At 70.5% G+C, this 20,921-nt stretch carries 19 protein-coding genes; 8 read left to right on the top strand and 11 right to left on the bottom strand.

Annotated features, from left to right (window positions below; all coding sequences use genetic code 11):
* Nucleotides 1-30 precede the first annotated feature (30 nt).
* The 3 genes from ppk2 (at nt 31) to ABZ887_RS18230 (ending at nt 2,978) form a co-directional block, all read left to right on the top strand.
* Complete coding sequence (gene ppk2 / locus ABZ887_RS18220) at nt 31-933, top strand: polyphosphate kinase 2 (RefSeq protein WP_361290030.1); 903 nt, start codon at nt 31-33, stop codon at nt 931-933.
* Nucleotides 934-1,118: 185 nt separating this feature from the next.
* Nucleotides 1,119-2,483 carry an MATE family efflux transporter gene (locus ABZ887_RS18225; protein ID WP_361290033.1) on the top strand — a complete coding sequence of 455 codons (1,365 nt, stop codon included), beginning with the start codon at nt 1,119-1,121 and terminating at the stop codon, nt 2,481-2,483.
* 15 nt (nt 2,484-2,498) lie between these two features.
* The gene (locus ABZ887_RS18230) at nt 2,499-2,978 is read left to right on the top strand and encodes a GNAT family N-acetyltransferase (protein ID WP_361290036.1); all 480 of its coding nucleotides are present in this window, start codon (nt 2,499-2,501) and stop codon (nt 2,976-2,978) included.
* Nucleotides 2,979-3,095: 117 nt separating this feature from the next.
* On the opposite strand, the gene sodN is transcribed toward ABZ887_RS18230, so the two are convergent.
* Nucleotides 3,096-3,491, bottom strand: a complete 396-nt coding sequence (gene sodN / locus ABZ887_RS18235; protein ID WP_055634112.1) for a superoxide dismutase, Ni — start codon at nt 3,489-3,491, stop codon at nt 3,096-3,098.
* Between the two features lie 145 nt (nt 3,492-3,636).
* Between sodN and sodX the strand changes: the two genes are divergently transcribed.
* Nucleotides 3,637-4,083 carry a nickel-type superoxide dismutase maturation protease gene (gene sodX, locus ABZ887_RS18240; RefSeq protein ID WP_361290451.1) on the top strand — a complete coding sequence of 149 codons (447 nt, stop codon included), beginning with the start codon at nt 3,637-3,639 and terminating at the stop codon, nt 4,081-4,083.
* Here the strand turns inward: sodX and ABZ887_RS18245 are convergent.
* On the bottom strand, nt 3,975-4,616 hold the full coding sequence (locus ABZ887_RS18245) for a CGNR zinc finger domain-containing protein (RefSeq protein ID WP_361290040.1): 642 nt from the start codon (nt 4,614-4,616) through the stop codon (nt 3,975-3,977). The genes sodX and ABZ887_RS18245 overlap by 109 nt on opposite strands.
* Before the next feature lie 100 nt (nt 4,617-4,716).
* Between ABZ887_RS18245 and ABZ887_RS18250 the strand changes: the two genes are divergently transcribed.
* The gene (locus tag ABZ887_RS18250; RefSeq protein WP_361290043.1) at nt 4,717-5,529 is read left to right on the top strand and encodes a class I SAM-dependent methyltransferase; all 813 of its coding nucleotides are present in this window, start codon (nt 4,717-4,719) and stop codon (nt 5,527-5,529) included.
* A 62-nt stretch (nt 5,530-5,591) separates the two neighbouring features.
* Here the strand turns inward: ABZ887_RS18250 and ABZ887_RS18255 are convergent, their stop codons facing one another.
* From ABZ887_RS18255 to ABZ887_RS18265, 3 genes are read right to left on the bottom strand one after another with little or no spacing between them, the layout of a single operon-like run.
* Complete coding sequence (locus tag ABZ887_RS18255) at nt 5,592-6,392, bottom strand: amino acid ABC transporter ATP-binding protein (RefSeq protein WP_361290046.1); 801 nt, start codon at nt 6,390-6,392, stop codon at nt 5,592-5,594.
* The gene (locus ABZ887_RS18260) at nt 6,389-7,318 is read right to left on the bottom strand and encodes an amino acid ABC transporter permease (protein WP_361290049.1); all 930 of its coding nucleotides are present in this window, start codon (nt 7,316-7,318) and stop codon (nt 6,389-6,391) included. Before ABZ887_RS18260 ends, ABZ887_RS18255 begins: the two co-directional genes overlap by 4 nt.
* Before the next feature lie 31 nt (nt 7,319-7,349).
* A complete protein-coding gene (locus tag ABZ887_RS18265; RefSeq protein ID WP_361290052.1) occupies nt 7,350-8,309 on the bottom strand; it encodes an ABC transporter substrate-binding protein in 960 nt (319 codons plus the stop codon).
* A 582-nt stretch (nt 8,310-8,891) separates the two neighbouring features.
* On the opposite strand from ABZ887_RS18265, the gene ABZ887_RS18270 reads away from it, so the two are divergent.
* Both ABZ887_RS18270 and ABZ887_RS18275 read left to right on the top strand, forming a co-directional pair.
* On the top strand, nt 8,892-10,124 hold the full coding sequence (locus ABZ887_RS18270; RefSeq protein ID WP_361290054.1) for an NADP-dependent malic enzyme: 1,233 nt from the start codon (nt 8,892-8,894) through the stop codon (nt 10,122-10,124).
* Nucleotides 10,125-10,357: 233 nt separating this feature from the next.
* Nucleotides 10,358-11,323 carry a zinc-binding dehydrogenase gene (locus ABZ887_RS18275; RefSeq protein ID WP_361290057.1) on the top strand — a complete coding sequence of 322 codons (966 nt, stop codon included), beginning with the start codon at nt 10,358-10,360 and terminating at the stop codon, nt 11,321-11,323.
* 25 nt (nt 11,324-11,348) lie between these two features.
* Here ABZ887_RS18275 and ABZ887_RS18280 read toward each other — a convergent pair whose 3' ends face one another.
* Both ABZ887_RS18280 and ABZ887_RS18285 read right to left on the bottom strand, forming a co-directional pair.
* Nucleotides 11,349-12,482, bottom strand: a complete 1,134-nt coding sequence (locus ABZ887_RS18280; protein WP_361290060.1) for a PadR family transcriptional regulator — start codon at nt 12,480-12,482, stop codon at nt 11,349-11,351.
* A 1-nt stretch (nt 12,483) separates the two neighbouring features.
* Nucleotides 12,484-13,410, bottom strand: coding sequence for a DUF4097 family beta strand repeat-containing protein (locus ABZ887_RS18285; RefSeq protein ID WP_361290063.1), 927 nt, complete (start codon nt 13,408-13,410; stop codon nt 12,484-12,486).
* A gap of 239 nt (nt 13,411-13,649) precedes the next feature.
* Here ABZ887_RS18285 and ABZ887_RS18290 point away from each other — a divergent pair, with 239 nt between their 5' ends.
* Nucleotides 13,650-14,444 carry a hypothetical protein gene (locus ABZ887_RS18290; RefSeq protein WP_361290066.1) on the top strand — a complete coding sequence of 265 codons (795 nt, stop codon included), beginning with the start codon at nt 13,650-13,652 and terminating at the stop codon, nt 14,442-14,444.
* Nucleotides 14,445-14,531: 87 nt separating this feature from the next.
* Here the strand turns inward: ABZ887_RS18290 and ABZ887_RS18295 are convergent, their stop codons facing one another.
* The 4 genes from ABZ887_RS18295 to ABZ887_RS18310 all read right to left on the bottom strand — a co-directional run bounded on the left by ABZ887_RS18295 (nt 14,532) and on the right by ABZ887_RS18310 (nt 20,871).
* Nucleotides 14,532-14,711, bottom strand: coding sequence for a DUF6104 family protein (locus tag ABZ887_RS18295; RefSeq protein WP_023586593.1), 180 nt, complete (start codon nt 14,709-14,711; stop codon nt 14,532-14,534).
* A gap of 123 nt (nt 14,712-14,834) precedes the next feature.
* Nucleotides 14,835-18,698 carry a multifunctional oxoglutarate decarboxylase/oxoglutarate dehydrogenase thiamine pyrophosphate-binding subunit/dihydrolipoyllysine-residue succinyltransferase subunit gene (locus ABZ887_RS18300; protein ID WP_361290069.1) on the bottom strand — a complete coding sequence of 1,288 codons (3,864 nt, stop codon included), beginning with the start codon at nt 18,696-18,698 and terminating at the stop codon, nt 14,835-14,837.
* Between the two features lie 326 nt (nt 18,699-19,024).
* A complete protein-coding gene (locus ABZ887_RS18305) occupies nt 19,025-20,134 on the bottom strand; it encodes a HAMP domain-containing sensor histidine kinase (RefSeq protein ID WP_361290072.1) in 1,110 nt (369 codons plus the stop codon).
* On the bottom strand, nt 20,131-20,871 hold the full coding sequence (locus ABZ887_RS18310; protein ID WP_361290075.1) for a response regulator transcription factor: 741 nt from the start codon (nt 20,869-20,871) through the stop codon (nt 20,131-20,133). The genes ABZ887_RS18305 and ABZ887_RS18310 overlap by 4 nt, the downstream gene beginning before the upstream one ends.
* Nucleotides 20,872-20,921 lie beyond the last annotated feature (50 nt).

A 20,921-nucleotide genomic window follows, 5' to 3' on the forward strand; every position in this document is an offset into this window, starting at 1 on the left:
ACCGACCCACAAGCCGCTGAGGAGGACTGGATGACGACGCCGGACCTGCTGTCCGACCTGGCCGACCTGAAGGTCGACTACAGCGACCCGGACGACCCCGTACTCATCCGCCCGGACGGATCCCCGATCGACACCTGGCGGGAGAACTACCCGTACCCGCAGCGCATGGAGCGCAAGGAGTACGAGTGGCACAAGCGGCTCCAGCAGATCGAGCTGCTGAAGCTGCAGACCTGGATCAAGGAGACGGGACGCCGGATCGTCATCGTCTTCGAGGGCCGGGACGCCGCGGGCAAGGGCGGCACCATCAAGCGCTTCACGGAGCACCTGAACCCCCGTGGCGCGCGCGTGGTGGCGCTGGAGAAGCCCACGGAGCGCGAGAGCGGCCAGTGGTACTTCCAGCGGTACGTCGAGCACCTGCCGACCGCCGGCGAGATCGTGATGTTCGACCGCTCCTGGTACAACCGGGCCGGCGTCGAGCGGGTCATGGGCTTCTGCTCGGACGACCAGTACCGGCGCTTCATGCGGCAGGCCCCGCTGTTCGAGCGGATGCTGGTGGACGACGGGGTGGACCTGGTGAAGTTCTGGTTCTCGGTCTCGCAGAGCGAGCAGCGGACCCGCTTCACCATCCGCCAGGTCGACCCGGTACGGCAGTGGAAGCTCAGCCCCATGGATCTGGCCTCGCTGGACCGCTGGGACGACTACACGGCGGCGAAGGTCGCGATGTTCCGCGAGACGGACACCGAGTACGCGCCCTGGACCGTGGTGAAGAGCAACGACAAGAAGCGGGCCCGGGTCGAGGCCATGCGCAGCGTGCTGGCCCGCTTCGACTACGCCGACAAGGACGAGGAGGTCGTCGGCAGCCCGGACCCGCGGATCGTGGGTGCGGCGGCAGGCCTGCTGGAGGCGGGCGAGGACGACCACGGCGGACATTAGCGCCACCTGACGAAGGGCCGGTCGGACGTCCGACCGGCCCTTCCGCGTACGTACCCCGGCAACCCCCGGGTCCGCCCACCGACTTGGCGCAAAATCGGCCCGACACGGCCGACGGGCTCACCAATGATGGAGTCCGTGATCCAGATTGCGCTCGTGAACGGCCCCGGCGACAACCGTGTGACGGCGTGAGCGCTCGCCGTGCGTCCACGATCATCGCCCGGGCGGCGCTGCCGCTGTACGTGTCCACCCTCGCCGCGGCGGCGGCCTCGCTCGTCGACACGGCGCTCCTGGGCCGCCACGCCACCGTCTCCCTGGCCGCGTTCGCCGTCACGGTGGCCGTCTTCAGCCCGGCCACGGCCGCGGTGGCGGGTGCGCTGCGCGGGGTGATGCCGTTCGTCGCGCCGCACCGGGACGACCCCGAGGAGCTGCTGCCGCTGGTCCGCGGGGGCATGTGGCTGGCGTTCGCGGTGGGCGGGGTCTGTGCGGCGGCGGTGGCGGCCGTGCCGCTGCTCGGCGGCGCGTTCGGGGTCCGGCCCGAGGTCCTCGACGCGCTCGGGGTGTTCCCCTGGCTGCTGGCCGGCGCGGTGCTGCTGATCGCGGTCGGCTCGTCGGCGACCTCCGTGCTGGTCGCCCTCGGCCGGTCCGGCCAGGTGATGCGGTCCGGGCTGGTGGGCACCGCGGTCTCCGTGACGCTGTCGGTGCTGCTCGTCGGCGGCCCGGGACCGCTGCCGAGCCGTGGTCTGACCGGCGCCGGCCTGGCCGTGCTCGCCGCCGCCCTGGTCGGCGCCGTTCTCAACCAGCACGCGCTGCGCCGCCGTACCGTCCTGGCCGACCGGCGGATCCGTCCCGGCCGGCCGGATCCGCGGATGGTCCTGCGGCTGGCCCGGGTGGGGATCCCGCTCGGCGCGACCGTGCTGGCGAAGTTCTCGGTGCTCGGGGTGCTGACCCTCGCCGCCGCTCGGATCGGCACGGACAGCGCCGCCGTGCACGGTGTCTCGGAGGCGCTGGTGAACGTGGTCTTCACCGTGGCGGTGGCGGTCGGCCAGGCCACGGTCCCGCTGATCGCCGGATACGCTGCGACAGGGGACGCCGTCCGCGTCCGCGGCAGCGTGTGGGCCGGGATGCGGGTGGCGCTGTGCGCGGTCGGCGTGCTCGGGGCCGTACTCCTGGTATTCCGGGACCCGGTGCTGCGGTTGTTCACCGGGACCCCGGCCGTGGCGGACCAGGTGGCCCGGCTGCTGCCGCTGGTCCTGGCCGTGGTGGTCACCGACGCCCTGCAGGCGGTCGCGGGCTTCGGGCTCGTCGGGCTCAAGCGCGCCGGGCCGAGCCTGGTGTCGACGGCGGTGTGGTTCGGGATCCTGGCCGCGGTGTCCGTACCGGTCGCCGACGCGGCCGGACTGCCCGGGCTGTGGACCGCCCTGGCCGTGGCCAACCTGCTCCAGGCCGTCACCAAGACGATCTCCTTCCGGCGCCACGCCGGCCGCCTCGCCGCGGTCGCCGTGCCGGCGGCTGAGCGGGTGCGGGCGGATGGACAGGAATCGGCCCGGTGACTCATCATCCCTTGCATGATCCGCGCCGCCACCGAGAACGACATCCCCGAGATCCACGCCATGATCCGTGAACTCGCCTCCTACGAGCGGGCCGTGGAGCAGGCCCGGGCCACCGAGGAGCAGCTCCGCGAGGCGCTGTTCGGCCCCCACCCGGCGGCTCACGCACTGCTTGCCGAGGACGAGAGCACGGGTGAACTCGCGGGCTACGCCGTGTGGTTCCCGACCTTCTCGACCTGGACCGGAGTCCGCGGCATGCATCTGGAGGACCTCTACATACGCCCGCACGTCCGCGGCGGCGGCCACGGCAGGGCCCTGCTCGCCGCCCTCGCCGCACACTGCCTGCGCAGCGGCTTCGAGCGCTTCGAGTGGGCGGTGCTGGACTGGAACGAACCGGCCATCGGCTTCTACCGGTCGCTCGGCGCGGAGTTCCTGGACGAGTGGCGCACCTGCCGCCTGACCGGCGCCCCCCTCAAGGAACTGGCGGCCGCCTCCTAGCCCGTAGCCGCCCCGCCGGAAAAAAAGACCGCGCCCGCCCCCTCCGAACCACCGTGAACGGCGGTCCATCGGGCCGGGCGCGGCCGGACAAGACCTCGCAACCTGAACGGGCGCGAGTCAGGCCTTCTTGGTCTCCCAGAAGATCTTGTCGATCTCGGCGATGAGCTCCAGGGCCTTCTCGCCGGTCTTCGGGTCCGTGGACGCCTTGGCGGCGGACAGGGCCTTCAGGGTGTCGTTCACCAGCACGTGCAGCTGGGGGTACTTCTCGAAGTGCGGGGGCTTGAAGTAGTCGCTCCAGAGCACCGAGACGTGGTGCTTGGCGAGCTCGGCACGCTGCTCCTTGATGACGGTGGCGCGCGCCTGGAAGTGCGGGTCGTCGTTGGCGGCCATCTTTTCCTGCACGGCCTTCACCGACTCCGCCTCGATGCGGGCCTGGGCCGGGTCGTACACACCGCAGGGCAGGTCGCAGTGCGCGCTGACCTTGACCTTGGGGGCAAACAGGCGGGAAAGCATGGAGCATTCCTTCCTCGTGATCGTCTTCTCAGGTGGGACATTACTCCCTGGGAAGCGCGATTTCGCGAGTGCCCCCATGGGCTTAGGACAAAAGTCCAGGGTCAGACTGAGACTGGTGGAGGAACGGACCGGGGAGGTGCCGGGGATGCCGGAGCTGTCGCAGGAGACCGAGCGGGGGAGGGGCGCCGCGCCCTATGGACTGGCCGAGGTGACCGGCCCGTCCATGGTGCCCACGCTGTACCAGGGGGATCAGCTCCTGGTGCGGTACGGGGCCCGGGTACGGGCCGGTGACGTCGTCGTCCTGCGCCACCCCTTCCAGCAGGACCTGCTGGTCGTCAAGCGGGCCGTGGAGCCGCGCGAGGGTGGCTGGTGGGTACTCGGGGACAACGCGTACGCGGGCGGGGACAGCACGGACTACGGGACCGTGCCGGAGGAGCTCATCCTCGGCCGGGCCCTGTTCCGCTGGCGGCCGCGCCGGGCGGATCAGCGTTCGCCGCTCGCGCTGGTGCGCTGGGCGCTCTCGGCCGCCAGGCCGGTGCTGTCGTCGGACCGTTCGGGACGCTCCGCCTCCAGGCGCTTGCGGGCCCGGTAGGCGGCCACGTTGGCGCGGGTCGCGCAGCGGTCCGAGCAGTAGCGCCGGGAGCGGTTGGTCGAGGTGTCGAGGTAGGCGTTGCGGCACGGTGCCGCCTCGCACAGGCCGAGGCGGTCGACGCCGTACTCGGTGAGGTGGAAGGCAAGGCCCATCGCCGCGATCGCCGTGTAGCCGGCGGTGGCGTTGGAGGGGTGGTCGGCCAGGTGCATGTGCCACAGCGGGCGGCCGTCCTCGTCCCGGAAGTCGTGCCCGGAGATCTGCGGGCTGACCGGGAACTCCAGCAGGAGTGAGTTCAGCAGGTCCACGGCGAGGGTCTCCTCGCCCTTGTCGGCCGCCTCGAAGACGGCGCGCAGCCGGGCCCGGACCGAGCGGAAGCGGGTGAGGTCGGCGTCGGTGGCACGCCGGGCGGCCTGCTGGTTGCCGCCGAAGAGATCGCGGACGGCCTCGACCGAGGTCAGGGAGTCCTTGCCCCGGGCCGGTTCCTCGCTGTTGACGAGCCGGACGGCGTAATCCGAGTAATAGGCCAGTTCCACTTGTAGTCCTTACGCGGGCACTCTAGGGTCGGTCGTGCGGTCGGGTAACAGCCGGTCGTGCTTCCAGGGTATTACGAGCCTTGTGCGGTGGAGGGTTGCCATGACGGACGCGCCGACGACCACGACCACGACCACGACTACGAGCACGACCGGCGCCGAGGCCGGGGCCGGGACCGACTGGGGTGCCTGGCAGGAGAGCTGGGACCGGCAGCAGGAGTGGTACATGCCGGACCGCGAGGAGCGGTTCCGGATCATGCTCGACATGGTGGAGGCGCTCGTCGGTACGGCACCGCGGGTCCTCGACCTCGCGTGCGGCACCGGCAGCATCACCGCCCGGCTGCTCGCCCGCTTCCCGGACGCGCTGAGCACCGGGGTCGACCTCGACCCGGCCCTCCTCGCCATCGCCGAGGGCACCTTCGCGGGCGACGACCGGGTCACGCTCGTCACCGCCGACCTCAAGGACCCGGAGTGGACCGCGAGGCTGCCGTACGACTCGTACGACGCGGTCCTCACCGCCACGGCCCTGCACTGGCTGCACAGTGAACCCCTCGCGGCCCTCTACGGTCAGGTCGCGGGACTCGTCCGCGACGGTGGTCTCTTCATGAACGCGGACCACATGATCGACGACAGCACGCCCCGGATCAATGCGGCGGAACGGGCGCAGCGGCATCTGCGTATGGATCAGGCCAAGGCGGCGGGGGCGCTGGACTGGGCCGAGTGGTGGCAGCTGGCGGCGCAGGACCCGGCGCTCGCCGGGCCGACGGCCCGCCGCTTCGAGATCTACGGCGAGCACGCGGACGGCGACATGCCCTCGGCGGCCTGGCACGCGCGCGTGCTGCGCGAGCAGGGGTTCGGGGAGGCCCGGGCGGTGTGGTGCTCGCCCTCGGACACGCTGCTGCTCGCCGTCAAGTAGGGCGCAGGCAGACCGAAGGGGCGGTACGAGCAGGCTCGTACCGCCCCTTCCGCGCCGTACGGCTACAGCACCTTCGACAGGAACGACTTCGTCCGGTCGTGCTGGGGGTTGGTCAGGACGTCGCGCGGGTGGCCGGACTCGACCACCACGCCGTCGTCCATGAAGACCAGGCTGTCGCCGACCTCGCGGGCGAAGCCCATCTCGTGGGTGACGACGATCATCGTCATGCCGTCCTCGGCCAGGTCCCGCATCACGTCCAGGACCTCGCCGACCAGCTCCGGGTCGAGCGCGGAGGTCGGCTCGTCGAAGAGCATCAGCTTCGGCTGCATGGCGAGCGCGCGGGCGATCGCGACACGCTGCTGCTGGCCGCCGGAGAGCTGCGCCGGGTAGTGCCCGGTACGGTCGCCGAGGCCGACCCGGTCGAGCAGGCGCTGCGCCCGCTCCCGGGCCACCGCCCTGGTCTCGCCCTTGACCTGGACCGGCGCCTCCATGACGTTCTCCAGGGCCGTCATGTGCGGGAAGAGGTTGAAGCGCTGGAACACCATGCCGATGTCCCGCCGCTGCGCCGCGACCTCCTTCTCCTTCAGCTCGTGGAGCTTGTCGCCGTGCTGCCGGTAGCCGACCAGGTGGCCGTCGACGTAGAGCCGGCCGGCGCTGATCTTCTCGAGGTGGTTGATGCACCGCAGGAAGGTGGACTTGCCGGAACCGGACGGGCCGATCAGGCAGAACACCTCGCGCGGCAGCACCTCCAGGTCGATGCCCTTGAGGATGTGCGCAAGACCGAACGACTTGTGCACGCCCTCGGCCTTGACCATCGGCGCCCCGCTGCTCGGCGGGGTGATGTCCTTCGCGAGACCGCTCATCGGGCCACCTCCGGGCGACGGAACGAGCCCCACCGGGACAGGTTCTTCCGCAGTCGCTGCAGCGGCGTCGGCGGCAGGCTGCGCGACGAACCGCGGGCGTAATGGCGCTCGATGTAGTACTGGACGATGCTGAAGATCGTGGTGAGGAACAGGTACCAGATGCACGCCACGAAATACATCTCGACGACCGCGAGCGAGGTGCTGGAGATGTCCGTGGCCCGCTTGATCAGCTCGGGGAACTGGACCACGGACGCCAGCGACGACGTCTTCAGCATGTTGATGTACTCGTTGCCCGTCGGAGGCACGATGACCCGCATCGCCTGCGGCAGGATCACCCGGCGCAGCGTCTGGGCCTGGGTCATGCCCAGCGCGTGCGAGGCCTCCGTCTGGCCCTCGTCGACCGACTGGATGCCGGCCCGGACGATCTCCGACATGTACGCGGCCTCGTTCAGGCCCAGGCCCAGGAGCGCCGCCAGGAACGGCGTCATCACCTGGTTCATCTCGTCCTTGTAGAACCCCAGGTTGAGGATGGGGAACACGAGCGCGATGTTGTACCAGAGCAGCAGCTGGACCAGGACCGGGGTGCCCCGGAAGAACCAGATGTAGAACCAGGCCACCGTGCTGGTGACCGGATTCGACGACATCCGCATGATCGCCAGGATCACACCCAGGACCAGGCCCAGCACCATGGCCAGGACCGAGATGTACAGCGTGTGCCAGGCGCCCGACAGGATCGTCCCGTCGACGACGTAGCCCGGGATGATGCCGTAGTTGATGTCCGCGTTGGAGAACGCGATGCCGATCAGCACCAGGATGGCGATGACCACCGCGGCGGCCACCCAGCGCCCGTAGTGGCGCACCGGGATCGCCTTGATCTGCTCCGGCGGCACGGACGGCGCCGGAGTCTTGTCGACCGTGTCAGTCACAGTGACGGCCCTTCAGTCGCGACCGGGGTGGTCAGGAGCCGCCGTTGATCTTCGACTCGGTCACCGCGCCCTGCGTGACGTTCCACTTCTCCAGGATCTTCTGGTAGTCGCCGTTCTTGATGATGGCGGCCACGGCGGCCTGGATCGCGTCGCGCAGCTGGGTGTTCTCCTTGCTGACCGCGATGCCGTACGGGCCGGCCTCGATCTGCTCGCCGACGACCTCGAAGTCCTTGCCGCTGCCGGACGTCTTGGCGTTGTAGGCGGCCACCGGGAAGTCGTTCAGGTCGGCGACGGAGGCGCCCTGCTTCAGACGGAGCAGCGCCTCGGGGTCGGTGTCGAAGGTCTGCAGCGTGATGGCCTTCTTGCCGTCCTTCGTACACTTCGTGCTCTGCGCCTTGGCGATGCCCTCGGACGTGGTGCCCTTCTGCAGGGCCACGACCTGGCCGCACAGGTCGTCCAGGGACTGGACGCCCTTCGGGTTGCCCTTCTGGACCAGGATCGAGGTGCCGGCGGTGAAGTAGTCGACGAAGTCGACGCCGTTGCCGACCTTCTTGCCGGTGTCGGAGTCGACGCCGTCCTGGCGGGCCTTCGTGTCGTTCATCGCCGACATGATCGCGTTGAAGCGGTTGGCCTGCAGACCCACGATGAGCTGGTCGAACTTGCCGTTCTGGAACTCGAACTTGACACCCAGCTGCTTGCCCAGCGCGTCCGCGATGTCCGGGTCGACGCCGACGGCCTTGCCGTTCTCCATGTACTCGACCGGCGGGTAGGCGATGTCGGAGCCCACCTTGATCACGCCGGCCTTGCGGATGTCGTCCGGCAGCTTGCTCGCCAGCGGGGCCGAGGACGTCGAGGAGGAGCCGCCGTCGCCGCCCTTGTCCGTCTGGTCACCGCATCCGGTGAGGATGAGGGTGCCGGCGACCGCGATCGCACCGAACGCGGCAATCCTGGAGCGCGAGATGGTGGTACGACGGGTGGAGCGTGCGGTCATGGTGGGTTCCTCCGGCGGTGGGTAGGACAAGCCGATATACCGATGTGTCTGATATGTCGATATGCCGATGGGTCGACGGAAACACACACCTTCGGGTGTCGCGACCTCGTGGGTTTACGGCATCCTGCCATTGGGATTGCTCCAAGCAGACCTGCCACCATGTCAAAATCGGATAACGGGTGACCCCCGTGACGCGTCAGGCCGGTCCTTCCTCGACCCGCCACCCCGCACATCTGCGGGAATCCGACCTTCCGGCCGGAAGATCTACGGTTCACCGCCGGTTCATCCCGGGCCGTCCCGATGATCGTCCGCCGGTCACTCAGCCGCTCATCTGTCGGCTGTCTACGACATCCGTGATGTGACCTTGCGCCTATTCGACTCGTCGGGAGCGCCGTCCGTCCGGTAAGAAGGTTCTTTACACCCCTCATCCGGGGCTCAGGGCGCGTGTGCGGCGCGCCCGTCGCGCAGGTGCTCGTACGTGCCACTCGTACGTATCAGTGATCGGGCCCTGCGCGGTGCCCGCCCACTCCCTCACCGGGAGTGGCCGACCCTCAAACCATGCATACCTAAGGGGTAAGACAAGTGGCAGCGGAGATCGTCAATCCTCGCAGCGACAGCGCGTCGGGCAATACGGACCAGGACGGCGGGGCCGAGCCCCTCGATTCCTTCGACCCGGCGTTCGCACTGCACCGCGGCGGCAAGATGGCCGTGCAGGCCACCGTGCCGATCCGTGACAAGGACGACCTTTCCCTCGCGTACACGCCCGGAGTCGCGCGCGTGTGCACCGCGATCGCGGAACAGCCCGACCTGGTCAACGACTACACATGGAAGTCGTCCGTCGTGGCCGTCGTCACCGACGGTACGGCCGTGCTCGGTCTCGGGGACATCGGTCCCGAGGCCTCCCTCCCCGTGATGGAGGGCAAGGCGATCCTCTTCAAGCAGTTCGGCGGCGTGGACGCGGTCCCCATCGCCCTCGCCTGCACCGACGTCGACGAGATCGTGGAGACGGTCGTCCGGCTCGCCCCCTCCTTCGGTGGGGTCAACCTGGAGGACATCTCGGCACCGCGGTGCTTCGAGATCGAGCGCAAGCTCCAGGAGCGGCTCGACATCCCGGTCTTCCACGACGACCAGCACGGTACGGCCGTCGTGACGCTGGCGGCGCTGCGGAACGCGGCGCGGCTCAGCCGACGGGAGATCGGGCAGCTGCGGGCGGTGATCTCGGGCGCCGGCGCGGCCGGGGTCGCCATCGCCAAGATGCTGGTCGAGGCCGGCATCGGGGACGTCGCCCTCGCCGACCGCAAGGGCATCATCTCGGCCGACCGCGACGACCTCACCGCGGTCAAGCGCGAGGTCGCCGGGTTCACCAACAAGGCCGGGCTCAAGGGCACCCTGGAGGACGCGCTGGCCGGCGCCGACGTCTTCATCGGCGTCTCCGGCGGCACGGTCCCGGAGGAGGCCGTCGCCTCGATGGCCGAGGGAGCCTTCGTCTTCGCGATGGCCAACCCGAACCCGGAGGTGCACCCCGACGTCGCCCACAAGTACGCGGCGGTCGTGGCGACCGGGCGGTCGGACTTCCCGAACCAGATCAACAACGTGCTGGCGTTCCCCGGGATCTTCGCGGGGGCGCTCCAGGTGCGGGCCTCCCGGATCACCGAGGGGATGAAGATCGCGGCGGCGGAGGCGCTGGCGTCGGTCGTCGGCGACGATCTTGCCGCCGACTATGTCATCCCGTCTCCTTTCGATGAGCGGGTTGCGCCTGCGGTGACCGCGGCGGTGGCCGCGGCCGCGCGGGCCGAAGGGGTCGCCCGACGGTGACCCGAATGGCCCCGCGCTTCTGGTGCGGGGCCATTTCTTTGCCCACCCGCCCACCCGTTCGGGTGCCTATGAGGTGAGCGTCGGGGGGTGGGTGGGGGGCGTCGTCGGGTGCCGGTGGGTGGGGGCTGGGCGCGCAGTTCCCCGCGCCCCTTACGGGGCGTTGTGCGCAAGAGGGTATGTGTCACAGCGCCCCCCGGTTTCGCCCCCGGCTCCGGGAACCTATCGTCGGCCCTATGTTCGCCGTCTACGCCGCCCGAATCGACCGCGACCAGCCGCTCTCCGGCCTTGAGTTGGGGGAGCGTCCCGCCCCCGAGGCCCGGTCCGGCTGGAGTACCGTCAGCGTTCGGGCCGCCTCACTCAACCATCACGATCTCTGGTCCCTGCGCGGCGTCGGTCTGCCCGAGGACCGGCTGCCGATGATCCTCGGCTGTGACGCCGCCGGCGTCGACGAGGACGGCAACGAGGTCGTCCTGCACTCCGTGATCGGGCAGAGCGGCCACGGGGTCGGGCCGAACGAGCCCCGGTCCATCCTCACCGAGCGCTACCCGGGCACCTTCGCCGAGCAGGTCGCCGTGCCCACCTGGAACATCCTGCCCAAGCCCAAGGAGCTGTCGTTCGCCGAGGCCGCGTGTCTGCCGACCGCCTGGCTGACGGCCTACCGGATGCTCTTCACCAACGCGGGCGTACGCCCCGGCGACTCGGTCCTCGTGCAGGGCGCGGGCGGCGGTGTCGCCACGGCCGCGATCGTGCTCGGCAGGGCCGCAGGGCTGCGGGTCTTCGCCACCAGCCGCGACGAGGCCAAGCGCAAGCGGGCCCTGGAGCTGGGTGCCGTCGAAGCGGTGGAGCCGGGGGCCCGGCTGCCCCAGCGCGTGGACGCCGTCATCGAGACCGTCGGTGCCGCCACCTGGTCCCACTCGGTGAAGTCGCTGCGGCCCGGCGGCACCATCGTCATCTCCGGTGCCACCAGCGGCGACCGCCCCTCGCACGCCGAGCTGACCCGGATCTTCTTCCTCGAGCTGAAGGTCGTGGGCTCGACCATGGGGACCAAGGACGAACTGGAGGACCTGCTCGCCTTCTGCGCCGCCACCGGAGTACGACCGGTCATCGACGAGCTGCTCCCGCTCGACCGTGCCCGCGAGGGCTTCGAACGGCTGGAGTCCGGCGACCAGTTCGGGAAGATCGTGCTGACCAACTCCTGACGGTGGGGACGGCCGGGGCCGGGCTTCAGGGCTTCGGGGTGCGCAGCAGCGCTCCTATGTGGGCCGCCGCCGTCGACAGGTGGCGGCGGGCCTCGCGGAGCTGGTCCGTGGTGACCCCGTGGTCGCGGGCCGCGTCACGGATGTCGTCGCGGAAACGGTCCAGGAGCCGGTCGAGGTCGCGGGCCGGGTCGCCGGTGTCGGTCTCGTCGCCGTGCGCCCACACGGGGGCGTACTGCGCCGGGAAGTCCTCCGGGGTCCGCGAGTACTCCGGGGCGGGTGCGGGGGGCTGCTTGCGCAGGTCCGGGCCCGTTCCGGCGCCGGTGCCCTGGCCCGGGCCAGTGTCGGTGCTGGTACCGGTACCAGCAGCGGTGTCCGGGGCCGGCTCGGTGCGGCCGGCGAAGCCGAAGTCCTTGCCGAAGTCCTTTCCGTAGTCCTTTCCGAACTCGCCGAACTCCTTGGCGAGTTCGGTGAGGCCCTCGCGGACTCCCGTCGGCCAGTCGCCGCGCGCGAAGTGGTCCTGGACGTGCTCCTGCACCCTGCGGGCGATGCGCTGCATCTCCTCCTGCGCCTGGGCCCGCGCCCGGGCCTGGGCCTCCTGGGCCTGCCGGCGGGCCCGCTGGGCCTCGTCACGGGCCCGGCGGCTCTCGTCCTTGGCGCGGCGGGCCTGCTCCTTCCACTCCTGCTTGACCCGGCGCATCTCCTCCTTGGCGGCCCGCCACGACTCCTTGTCACCGAGGTCGCCGAACTCCCCGGTGCCCGTCCCGCCGCCGTGCCGGGCCTCGGAGGCGGCCGCGCGCACCTCGCGGCGCAGATCGCCGGCCGCGCCGCGCACGTCGGCCCTTATCTCGGCGGCCAGTTCCGCCACCGACTCGCGGATCTCCAGCTCCAGGTCGGCCAGCTCGCCGCTGCGGTCCGCCAGTTCGGCCCGGCCGGCGTCCGTGATGGCGTAGACCTTGCGGCCGCCCTCGGTGGTGTGGGTGACCAGGCCCTCGGCCTCCAGCTTGGCGAGGCGGGGGTAGACGGTGCCCGCCGACGGGGCGTACAGGCCCTGGAAGCGCTCTTCCAGCAGCCGGATCACCTCGTAGCCGTGGCGCGGGGCCTCGTCCAGGAGCTTGAGGAGGTACAGGCGGAGGCGGCCGTGGGCGAAGACGGGGGGCATGTCAGAGCACCTTCTTTTCGGTCGTGCCGCCGGTCGTGCCGCCAGTGGTGTCGTCTGCGGTGTCGCCGGTGTCGCCGTCCGCGATGACGTCCTCGACGTCCTCGACGTTCTCGTCCTCCTTGGGCGGGCGGCGCAGCAGGGCGATGGAGCCGGAGACCGTGGTGGCGCGGAGCTTGCCGGTGCCCGCGCCGAGGCGGCCGGTGATCTTGTGGGCGCCCCACTGGCCGTGCACCCGCAGCCCGTCGAAGGCGTTGGAGATCGTGCCGCTCGCGGTGTTGGCCTCGACCTCGGCGTCGGCCGGGTGCGGCAGCCGGATGGCGATCTCGCCGGAGACGCTGGTGAGCCGGACGTCGGTCGGGCCCTCCGGGTCCAGGTCGATGATCATGGAGCCGCTGACCGAGTCGGCGCGCACGGCGGAGCCCGAGCTCTCGACGACGGTCAGGTCGCCGGAGACGGAGTTGAACCGCAGGTTGCCGGTGACGGCCTGGGCCTCCAGGTTCCCGGACACCGTGTCCGCGCGGACCTCGCCGGAGAGACCGACCAGGGTGGTGTCGCCGGTGACGCCCTTGACCACCGAGGTGCCGGTGATGCCGGAGACCACGGCCGCCGCGCCGACCACGCCCACCTCCACCCGGGTGTCCGCCGGGACGGCGAGGGAGACCACCGCGCTGCGCCGCCAGCCCTTGCGGTCGAGCCACTTGAGGAAGCCCTTCCAGGGGAGGTCCTCGTAGGCCACCGTGAGGGTGCCGCCCTCCTGTGTGACGATCAGGGGCGGGCCCTCGATCTCGGAGACCTCCAGGCGGGTGGAACCCTCGTCGGTGCCCACGACGTTGACTGTTCCGTTGACGATGCGGACGTGCAGGTCGCTCACGGGGGTGTCGAAGTCGAGCTTCCTGGGCTCGGCGACGGACCACTCGGACTTGGACATGGTGCGGACCTCCTCGGGCCGGACACGGCGGCCGGACGCGACGACTCGTCGCGTCGGCTGGATGCGAACGCGATGGCCCGGCTCGCGCCATATCGCGTCTCCCGTGAAACACGATATATCGTGGCCGAGGGAAGTCAAGACACTCTTTCGCGTGACAGGTCGGGCTCGGACTTGACTTCACGAGGGCCGGTGAAGCCCTATATCGGGCGATAACCGGGTGAATTGCTTAGCGTGTGTTCATGCCGACGGACGAATCGAAGGCCGTCTCCCGGCCTGCCCCCGCCCCCTCCTCCGGTGCCCTGCTGCTCTGCCGGGCCGCTCCCGACGCCGTCACCCCGCTCGCCGCTCTGCTGCGGCAACGGATGCTGCTGACCGAGGCCGGCGAGTGGAGCCTGCTCGTCCCCGAGGGCACGCCGTGGCTGCGCGCGGGCGAGCCCGTCGACCGCGTCCTGACCGGCTGGGCCACCGCACTCGCCGTGGGTTCCGCTTGGCCGGTGCTCGGGCTGTGGTGGGACGCCGACCGCGCCGGCTTCACCCTCGCCGCGGGGTTCCGCCGCCCGGTCGGCTACGTGTGGCTCGCCGACGGCACCCCGGCCGGGGAGACCGAGGCGATGCACACGTTCGCGGCGCGTCTGGGGCTGGACCCGGTGCTGGACATGGAGTACCTCGACCGGCTGACCACGCCGGATCCGGCGGCCGACGCGGGCGCCCGGCTGCGCGGGCTGACGGCTGTCCTCACGCGCGCGGGGGTGGCACTGCCCGAGGACCTCGCGCCCGGCGAACCGGGCCAACGCCTCTGCGAGGTGGTCGGCGCGGGGGCCTGCGTACGGCATGTCGAGGGCGTCGCGGGCGGCGGGGCGGAGGGAGGGCTGCCGAGGGCTCATCGGCTGGCTCTGGCCGAGGTGGCGGTGGGGCTGCCGGCCGCCGCGTGGGGGATGCGGCGGCGCAGCGTGGGGTGGGCTGCCGTGGGAGCGCTGCTGACCGTGCACGGGGCGCTGGAGCTGTCGTACGAGACGGTGTTTCCGCGGGACTGAGCCACGGTCGGCCTGCACTTCGGCTGCGGGCCGGGCCGGTGGGGGCTGGTCGCGCAGTTCCTCCCCCAGCCGAAGGCTGGGGGGCGCTTACTCCTCGTCCTCGTCGTCCAGACGGGCCAGCCACGTCGCCAGGCGCTCCACCGGGACCTCGAAGTCGGGGTTCAGGTCGACGAAGGTGCGGAGCTGTTCCGCGAGCCACTCGAAGGTGACCTCTTCCTCGCCGCGCCGCTTCTCCAGTTCCTCGATGCCCCGGTCGGTGAAGTACATGGGTTGCTCTCCTGCTGCCTGCATGTGTGGGTGCCCGGTGGTGGGCGTCTACCAGCCTAGGCGGACGCCGAAGGGCCCGGCTCCCGCAACGGGGAACCGGGCCCTTCGGCATGCCGGTGAGGCCTATGCGTCGAAGACCTCGCGCACCAGCTGCTCCTGCTCCGCCTGGTGGCGCTTCGCCGAACCCACCGCCGGGGACGACGAGTGCGGGCGCGAGATGCGGCGCAGGCGCTCGCCGGCCGGGACGTCGGCGCCGACCGCCAGGTCCAGGTGGTCGATCAGGTTGAGCGCGATGAACGGCCAGGCACCCTGGTTCGCCGGCTCCTCCTGGGTCCACAGGTACTTCTCGGCGTTCGGGTACTTGTTGACCTCGGCCTGGAGCTCCGCACCCGGCAGCGGGTACAGGCGCTCGAGGCGGATGATCGCGGTGTCCGTGACGCCGCGCTTCTGCCGCTCGGCCTCCAGGTCGTAGTAGACCTTGCCGGTGCAGAAGACGACCTTGCGGACCGCGTTCGGGTCGACCGAGGCGTCGCCGATGACCGGGCGGAACTGCCCGCTCGTGAACTCCTCCGCCTTCGAGGCCGCCGCCTTGAGGCGCAGCATCGACTTCGGGGTGAAGACGACCAGCGGCTTGTGGTGCGGGTTGTGCACCTGCCACCGCAGGAGGTGGAAGTAGTTCGACGGGAGGGTCGGCATCGCGACCGTCATGTTGTTCTGCGCGCACAGCTGGAGGAAGCGCTCGATGCGGGCCGAGGAGTGGTCCGGGCCCTGGCCCTCGTAGCCGTGCGGGAGGAGGAGCGTGACGCCGGAGGTCTGGCCCCACTTCTGCTCCGCCGCCGAGATGTACTCGTCGATGACCGACTGGGCGCCGTTGGTGAAGTCGCCGAACTGGGCTTCCCACATCACCAGCGCGTCCGGGCGGGCCAGCGAGTAGCCGTACTCGAAGCCCATCACCGCGTACTCGGAGAGCAGCGAGTTGTAGACGTTGTAGCGGGCCTGGTCCTCGGACAGGTAGAGGAGCGGGGTGTAGTCCGCGCCCGTCTCCCGGTCGATCAGGACCGCGTGCCGCTGGCCGAAGGTGCCGCGCTGCGAGTCCTGGCCGGAGAGGCGCACCGGGGTGCCCTCCATCAGCAGCGAGCCGATGGCCAGGGTCTCGCCCATGCCCCAGTCGATCGTGCCGTCCTCGATCATCGCCGCCCGGCGCTGCAGCTGCGGGAGCAGCCGCGGGTGGACGGTGAAGTAGTCCGGGATGTTGACCTGGGACTCGGCGATGCGCTTGACGGCCTCCGTGGAGATCGCCGTCGGGACCGCGACCGGGAAGCCGTCCTGCGGCTCGTGGGCGGGTGCGGCGGCCGGCTGCGCGGTGGCCTCGCGGACCTCCGTGAAGACCTTCTCCAGCTGGCCCTGGTAGTCCTGCAGCGCCTGCTCGGCCTCTTCCAGGGTGATGTCGCCGCGACCGATCAGGGACTCGGTGTAGAGCTTGCGCACCGAGCGCTTCTTGTCGATCAGGTCGTACATCAGCGGCTGGGTGAAGGCCGGGTTGTCCGACTCGTTGTGACCGCGGCGGCGGTAGCAGATGAGGTCGATCACCACGTCCTTGTTGAACGCCTGACGGAACTCGAAGGCCAGGCGGGCCACGCGGACCACGGCCTCCGGGTCGTCGCCGTTCACGTGGAAGATCGGGGCCTCGATCATGCGGGCCACGTCCGTCGCGTACATGGAGGAACGCGAGGACTCGGGGGCCGCGGTGAAGCCGACCTGGTTGTTGATGACGATGTGGACCGTGCCGCCGGTGCGGTAGCCGCGCAGCTGCGACATGTTCAGGGTCTCGGCCACCACGCCCTGGCCCGCGAAGGCCGCGTCGCCGTGCAGCGCGACCGGCAGGACCGTGAAGTCCGTGCCGCCCTTGTTGATGATGTCCTGCTTGGCGCGGGCGATGCCCTCGATGACCGGGTCGACCGTCTCCAGGTGGGACGGGTTGGCGGCCAGCGAGACCTTGATCTGCTCGCCGTCCAGGCCGGTGAAGGTGCCCTCGGCGCCCAGGTGGTACTTCACGTCGCCGGAGCCGTGCATCGACTTCGGGTCGAGGTTGCCCTCGAACTCGCGGAAGATCTGCGCGTACGACTTGCCGACGATGTTCGCGAGGATGTTCAGGCGGCCGCGGTGGGCCATGCCGATGATGACCTCGTCCAGGCGGGACTCGGCCGCGGAGTCGATCACCGCGTCGAGCAGCGGGATGACGGACTCGCCGCCCTCCAGGGAGAAGCGCTTCTGGCCGACGTACTTCGTCTGCAGGAAGGTCTCGAAGGCTTCCGCCGCGTTCAGGCGGCGCAGGATCCGCAGCTGCTCCTCGCGCTCCATCTTGGAGTGCGGGCGCTCCACGCGGTCCTGGATCCACTTGCGCTGCTTCGGGTCCTGGATGTGCATGAACTCGATGCCGGTGGTGCGGCAGTACGAGTCGCGCAGCACGCCGAGGATGTCGCGCAGCTTCATCATCGACTTGGCGGCGAAGCCGCCGACCGCGAACTCGCGCTCCAGGTCCCACAGGGTGAGACCGTGCTCGGTGATGTCCAGGTCGGGGTGCTTGCGCTGCTTGTACTCCAGCGGGTCGGTGTCGGCCATGACGTGGCCGCGGACCCGGTAGGAGTGGATCAGCTCGAAGACGCGGGCGGCCTTGGTGACGTCGTCGTCGTGCGAGGCGTCGATGTCCCGGAGCCAGCGGACCGGCTCGTAGGGGATGCGCAGGGCCTCGAAGATGTCGTCGTAGAAGCCGTTCTCGCCGAGCAGGAGGTTCGCGACGCCGCGCAGGAACTCGCCGGAGGCGGCGCCCTGGATGACCCGGTGGTCGTAGGTCGACGTGAGCGTCATGACCTTCGAGATGCCGAGCTTGTTCAGGGTGTCCTGGCTGGTGCCCTGGAACTCCGCCGGGTAGTCCATGGAGCCGACGCCCATGATGACCGACTGGCCGGGCATCAGGCGCGGGACCGAGTGGACGGTGCCGAGGCCGCCGGGGTTGGTCAGGGAGACCGTGACACCGGTGAAGTCGTCCATCGTCAGCTTGTTGTCGCGGGCGCGACGGACGATGTCCTCGTAGGCCTGCCAGAACTCGAAGAAGTTCAGGGTCTCGGCCTTCTTGATGCCGGCCACGACGAGCTGGCGGTCGCCGTTGGGCTTCACCAGGTCGATGGCCAGGCCGAAGTTCACGTGCGGCGGCTTGACCAGGGTCGGCTTGCCGTCCTTCTCCGCGAACGAGTAGTTCATCGACGGCATGGCCTTGAGGGCCTGCACCATCGCGAAGCCGATCAGGTGCGTGAAGGAGATCTTCCCGCCCCGGGCGCGCTTGAGGTGGTTGTTGATGACGATGCGGTTGTCGAACAGCAGCTTCACCGGGACCGCGCGGACCGAGGTGGCGGTCGGCACGTCCAGCGAGGCGCTCATGTTCTTCGCGACGGCGGCGGCGGGACCACGCAGGGTGACCAGATCGGGACCCTCGGGCGCAGCGGCGGCGGGCGCGGCCTTCGCGGCGGCGGCCGGTGCCGGCTTCACGGCGGCCGGAGCCGGGGCCGGAGCGGCGGCGGCGGGCTTCGCGGGCGCCGGAGCGGGCGCTGCGGCCTGGGGGGCGGCAGGCGCGACCGGGGCGGCCTGAGCGGGCGCCTGGGCGGCGGGAGCGGCCGCGGCGGGCGCCGGAGCCGCCGGCTGGGCCGGCGCGGGTGTCGTGGAGATGGTGCCCGCGGCCCCCGCGGCCGCGGTACCCGCCGGAGCCGAGGCGGCGGGCGCCCCCGGCTTGTAGTCGGCGAAGAAGTCCCACCAGGCTCGGTCTACCGAATTCGGGTCCTGGAGGTACTGCTGATAGATCTCGTCGACGAGCCACTCGTTCGGTCCGAACGCGGCTGCGGGGTTCTTGCCCGCTTGGTCTGCGTCGGTCGTGGGGGCACCTCCCGCCCGAAGGGTGGGGGAGCTCGAGTTACTGGGGGACTGTGGCGACACGGCGGCAACCGCCCTCTTCCGCTTCACAAGGTTATGGACAGCGGGAATAAAGGCTACGCCTCCAAGACCGCGAAGGTCAGGTCGGGCCGGTTCATCGTCGCGTAAGTCACATCGAAAACTGTGTTTCGGGGCTTGATATGGCGGGAAACAAACGCGGTTGCGCTGTGAGAGGACGGAACCGGGCATGGCTCGGCCGCGCCGGTGATCACCTCGCTCCGGCACCCGGCCCGACATGCGCGGGTGCCGCACCTGATCACACGTGTCCGGCGGTGCGGACGGCCGTGCCGACCACAGGTGGATCTTGAGGCTCCGGATCGAACTTTACGTCAACTTGGCACGGATGAAGGCCCCGGGAGAGTGACGATAATCCTGCAGCCCCGCTCGGATTCGGCCACGCCGATCCGGCCGCCGTGCAGATCCACCGCCCACCGGGCGATCGCCAGCCCCAGCCCCGTGCCGCCGTCGCTGCCCGGACCGTGCGGCCGCCGTACGGAGCCGCGGTTGAAGCGCTCGAAGACGCGGTGCCACTCCGAGCGCGGAATGCCGGGCCCCTCGTCCAGGATCTCCAGCTCCAGCGACTCCGGCTGTGGCCCGCGCCGCGCCTTCACGGTCACCCGGCCGTGCGCCGGGCTGTGCTTGACCGCGTTGTCGATGAGGTTCGCCACCACCTGGTGGATGCGCTCCGGGTCGGCGTGCGCGGTCAGCTCGGGCGGCGAGACGTCGAGGTGCAGGTGGACGTCGGTACGGGTGTGGTTCCCGGAGCCCGAGGCCATGCTCCCGCGCGCCCCGGCGACCATGTTGGCCTCCTTCAGCACGCCGGAGAGGTACGGCCACACCTCGAAACGGCGCTGGCGCAGCGGTACGACCCCGTTGTCGAGCCGGGACAGGTCGAGGAGGGTCTCGACCAGGCGCCCGAGGCGCTCGGTCTGCTTCAGGGCCGTGCGCATCGTCTCGGTGTCCGGCTCGGCGATGCCGTCGACGACGTTCTCCAGGACGGCCCGCAGCCCCGCGATGGGCGTGCGCAGCTCGTGCGAGACGTTCGCGACCAGCTCCTTGCGCTGGCGGTCCTGGGCCTCCAGCTCGTCGGCCATGACGTTGATCGTCTCGGCCAGGTCGCCCAGCTCGTCCCGGCGGTTCTCCCGCACCCGGCGCGTGTAGTCGCCCTGCGATATCGACCGGGCCACCGCGTTCATGTCGTCCAGCGGCGCGGTGAGCGAATGGGCCACGAACTGCGTTATCAACAGTGTGGCGATCATCGAGAAGACCGTGATGAAGCGCAGCTCCGTCTTGGTGTGCACCGCGACGATCGACAGACCGGTCGTGATCAGCACCGAGACGACGACGAGCGCGCCCAGCTTGGTCTTGATCGAGAACGGGCGTACGGCGCCCCAGGGCTCCTCCGCGGGGTCTCTCGGTCCGGCCGGCCCCCCGCTCATGGCGTCGGTGTCTCCAGGGCGTAGCCCACACCGTGCACGGTGCGGATCCGCTCGGCGCCGATCTTCCGGCGCAGCGCCTTGATGTGGCTGTCGACCGTGCGGGTGCCGGAGGCGTCCGCCCAGTCCCACACCTCGGCGAGCAGCTGCTCGCGGGAGAGCACCGCGCGCGGGGTGTTCGCCAGGCACACCAGGAGGTCGAACTCGGTGGGGGTGAGGTGGACGTCCTCGCTGCGCACCCGGACCCGGCGCTGTGCGTGGTCGATCTCCAGCTCGCCGAGGCGCAGGATGCCGGAACGGGGCGTGGAGGCCGCGACGACCGCCCGCTCCACCCGCCGCAGCAGCACGTGGACGCGGGCCGCCAGCTCCCGCATGGAGAACGGCTTGGTCATGTAGTCGTCGGCACCGACCCCGAGGCCGACCAGCATGTCGGTCTCGTCGTCCCGCGCGGTGAGCATCAGCACCGGCACCGGACGGGCGGCCTGCACGCGCCGGCAGACCTCCAGACCGTCGAAGCCGGGCAGCATGATGTCGAGGATCAGCAGGTCGGGCTGCCAGGCCTCGGCGGTGTCGACGGCCGCCGGACCGTCGCCCGCTGTTTGCACGAGGAACCCCTCGGCGCGCAGGCGGGCCGCGATGGCGTCGACGATCGTGGGGTCGTCCTCGACGACCAGAACCCGGCGCTGGGCGCCCGGAGTGGCCGTCGCCGTGCCGTTGTGCGAGGTGTGTGTCTGCTCCATCGCCCGCCCCTGTGTGCTTTCCGGAACCAGTGGGGTGATCCCATGACTGC

Source organism: Streptomyces sp. NPDC047061 (assembly GCF_040643955.1).
Classification (GTDB): domain Bacteria; phylum Actinomycetota; class Actinomycetes; order Streptomycetales; family Streptomycetaceae; genus Streptomyces.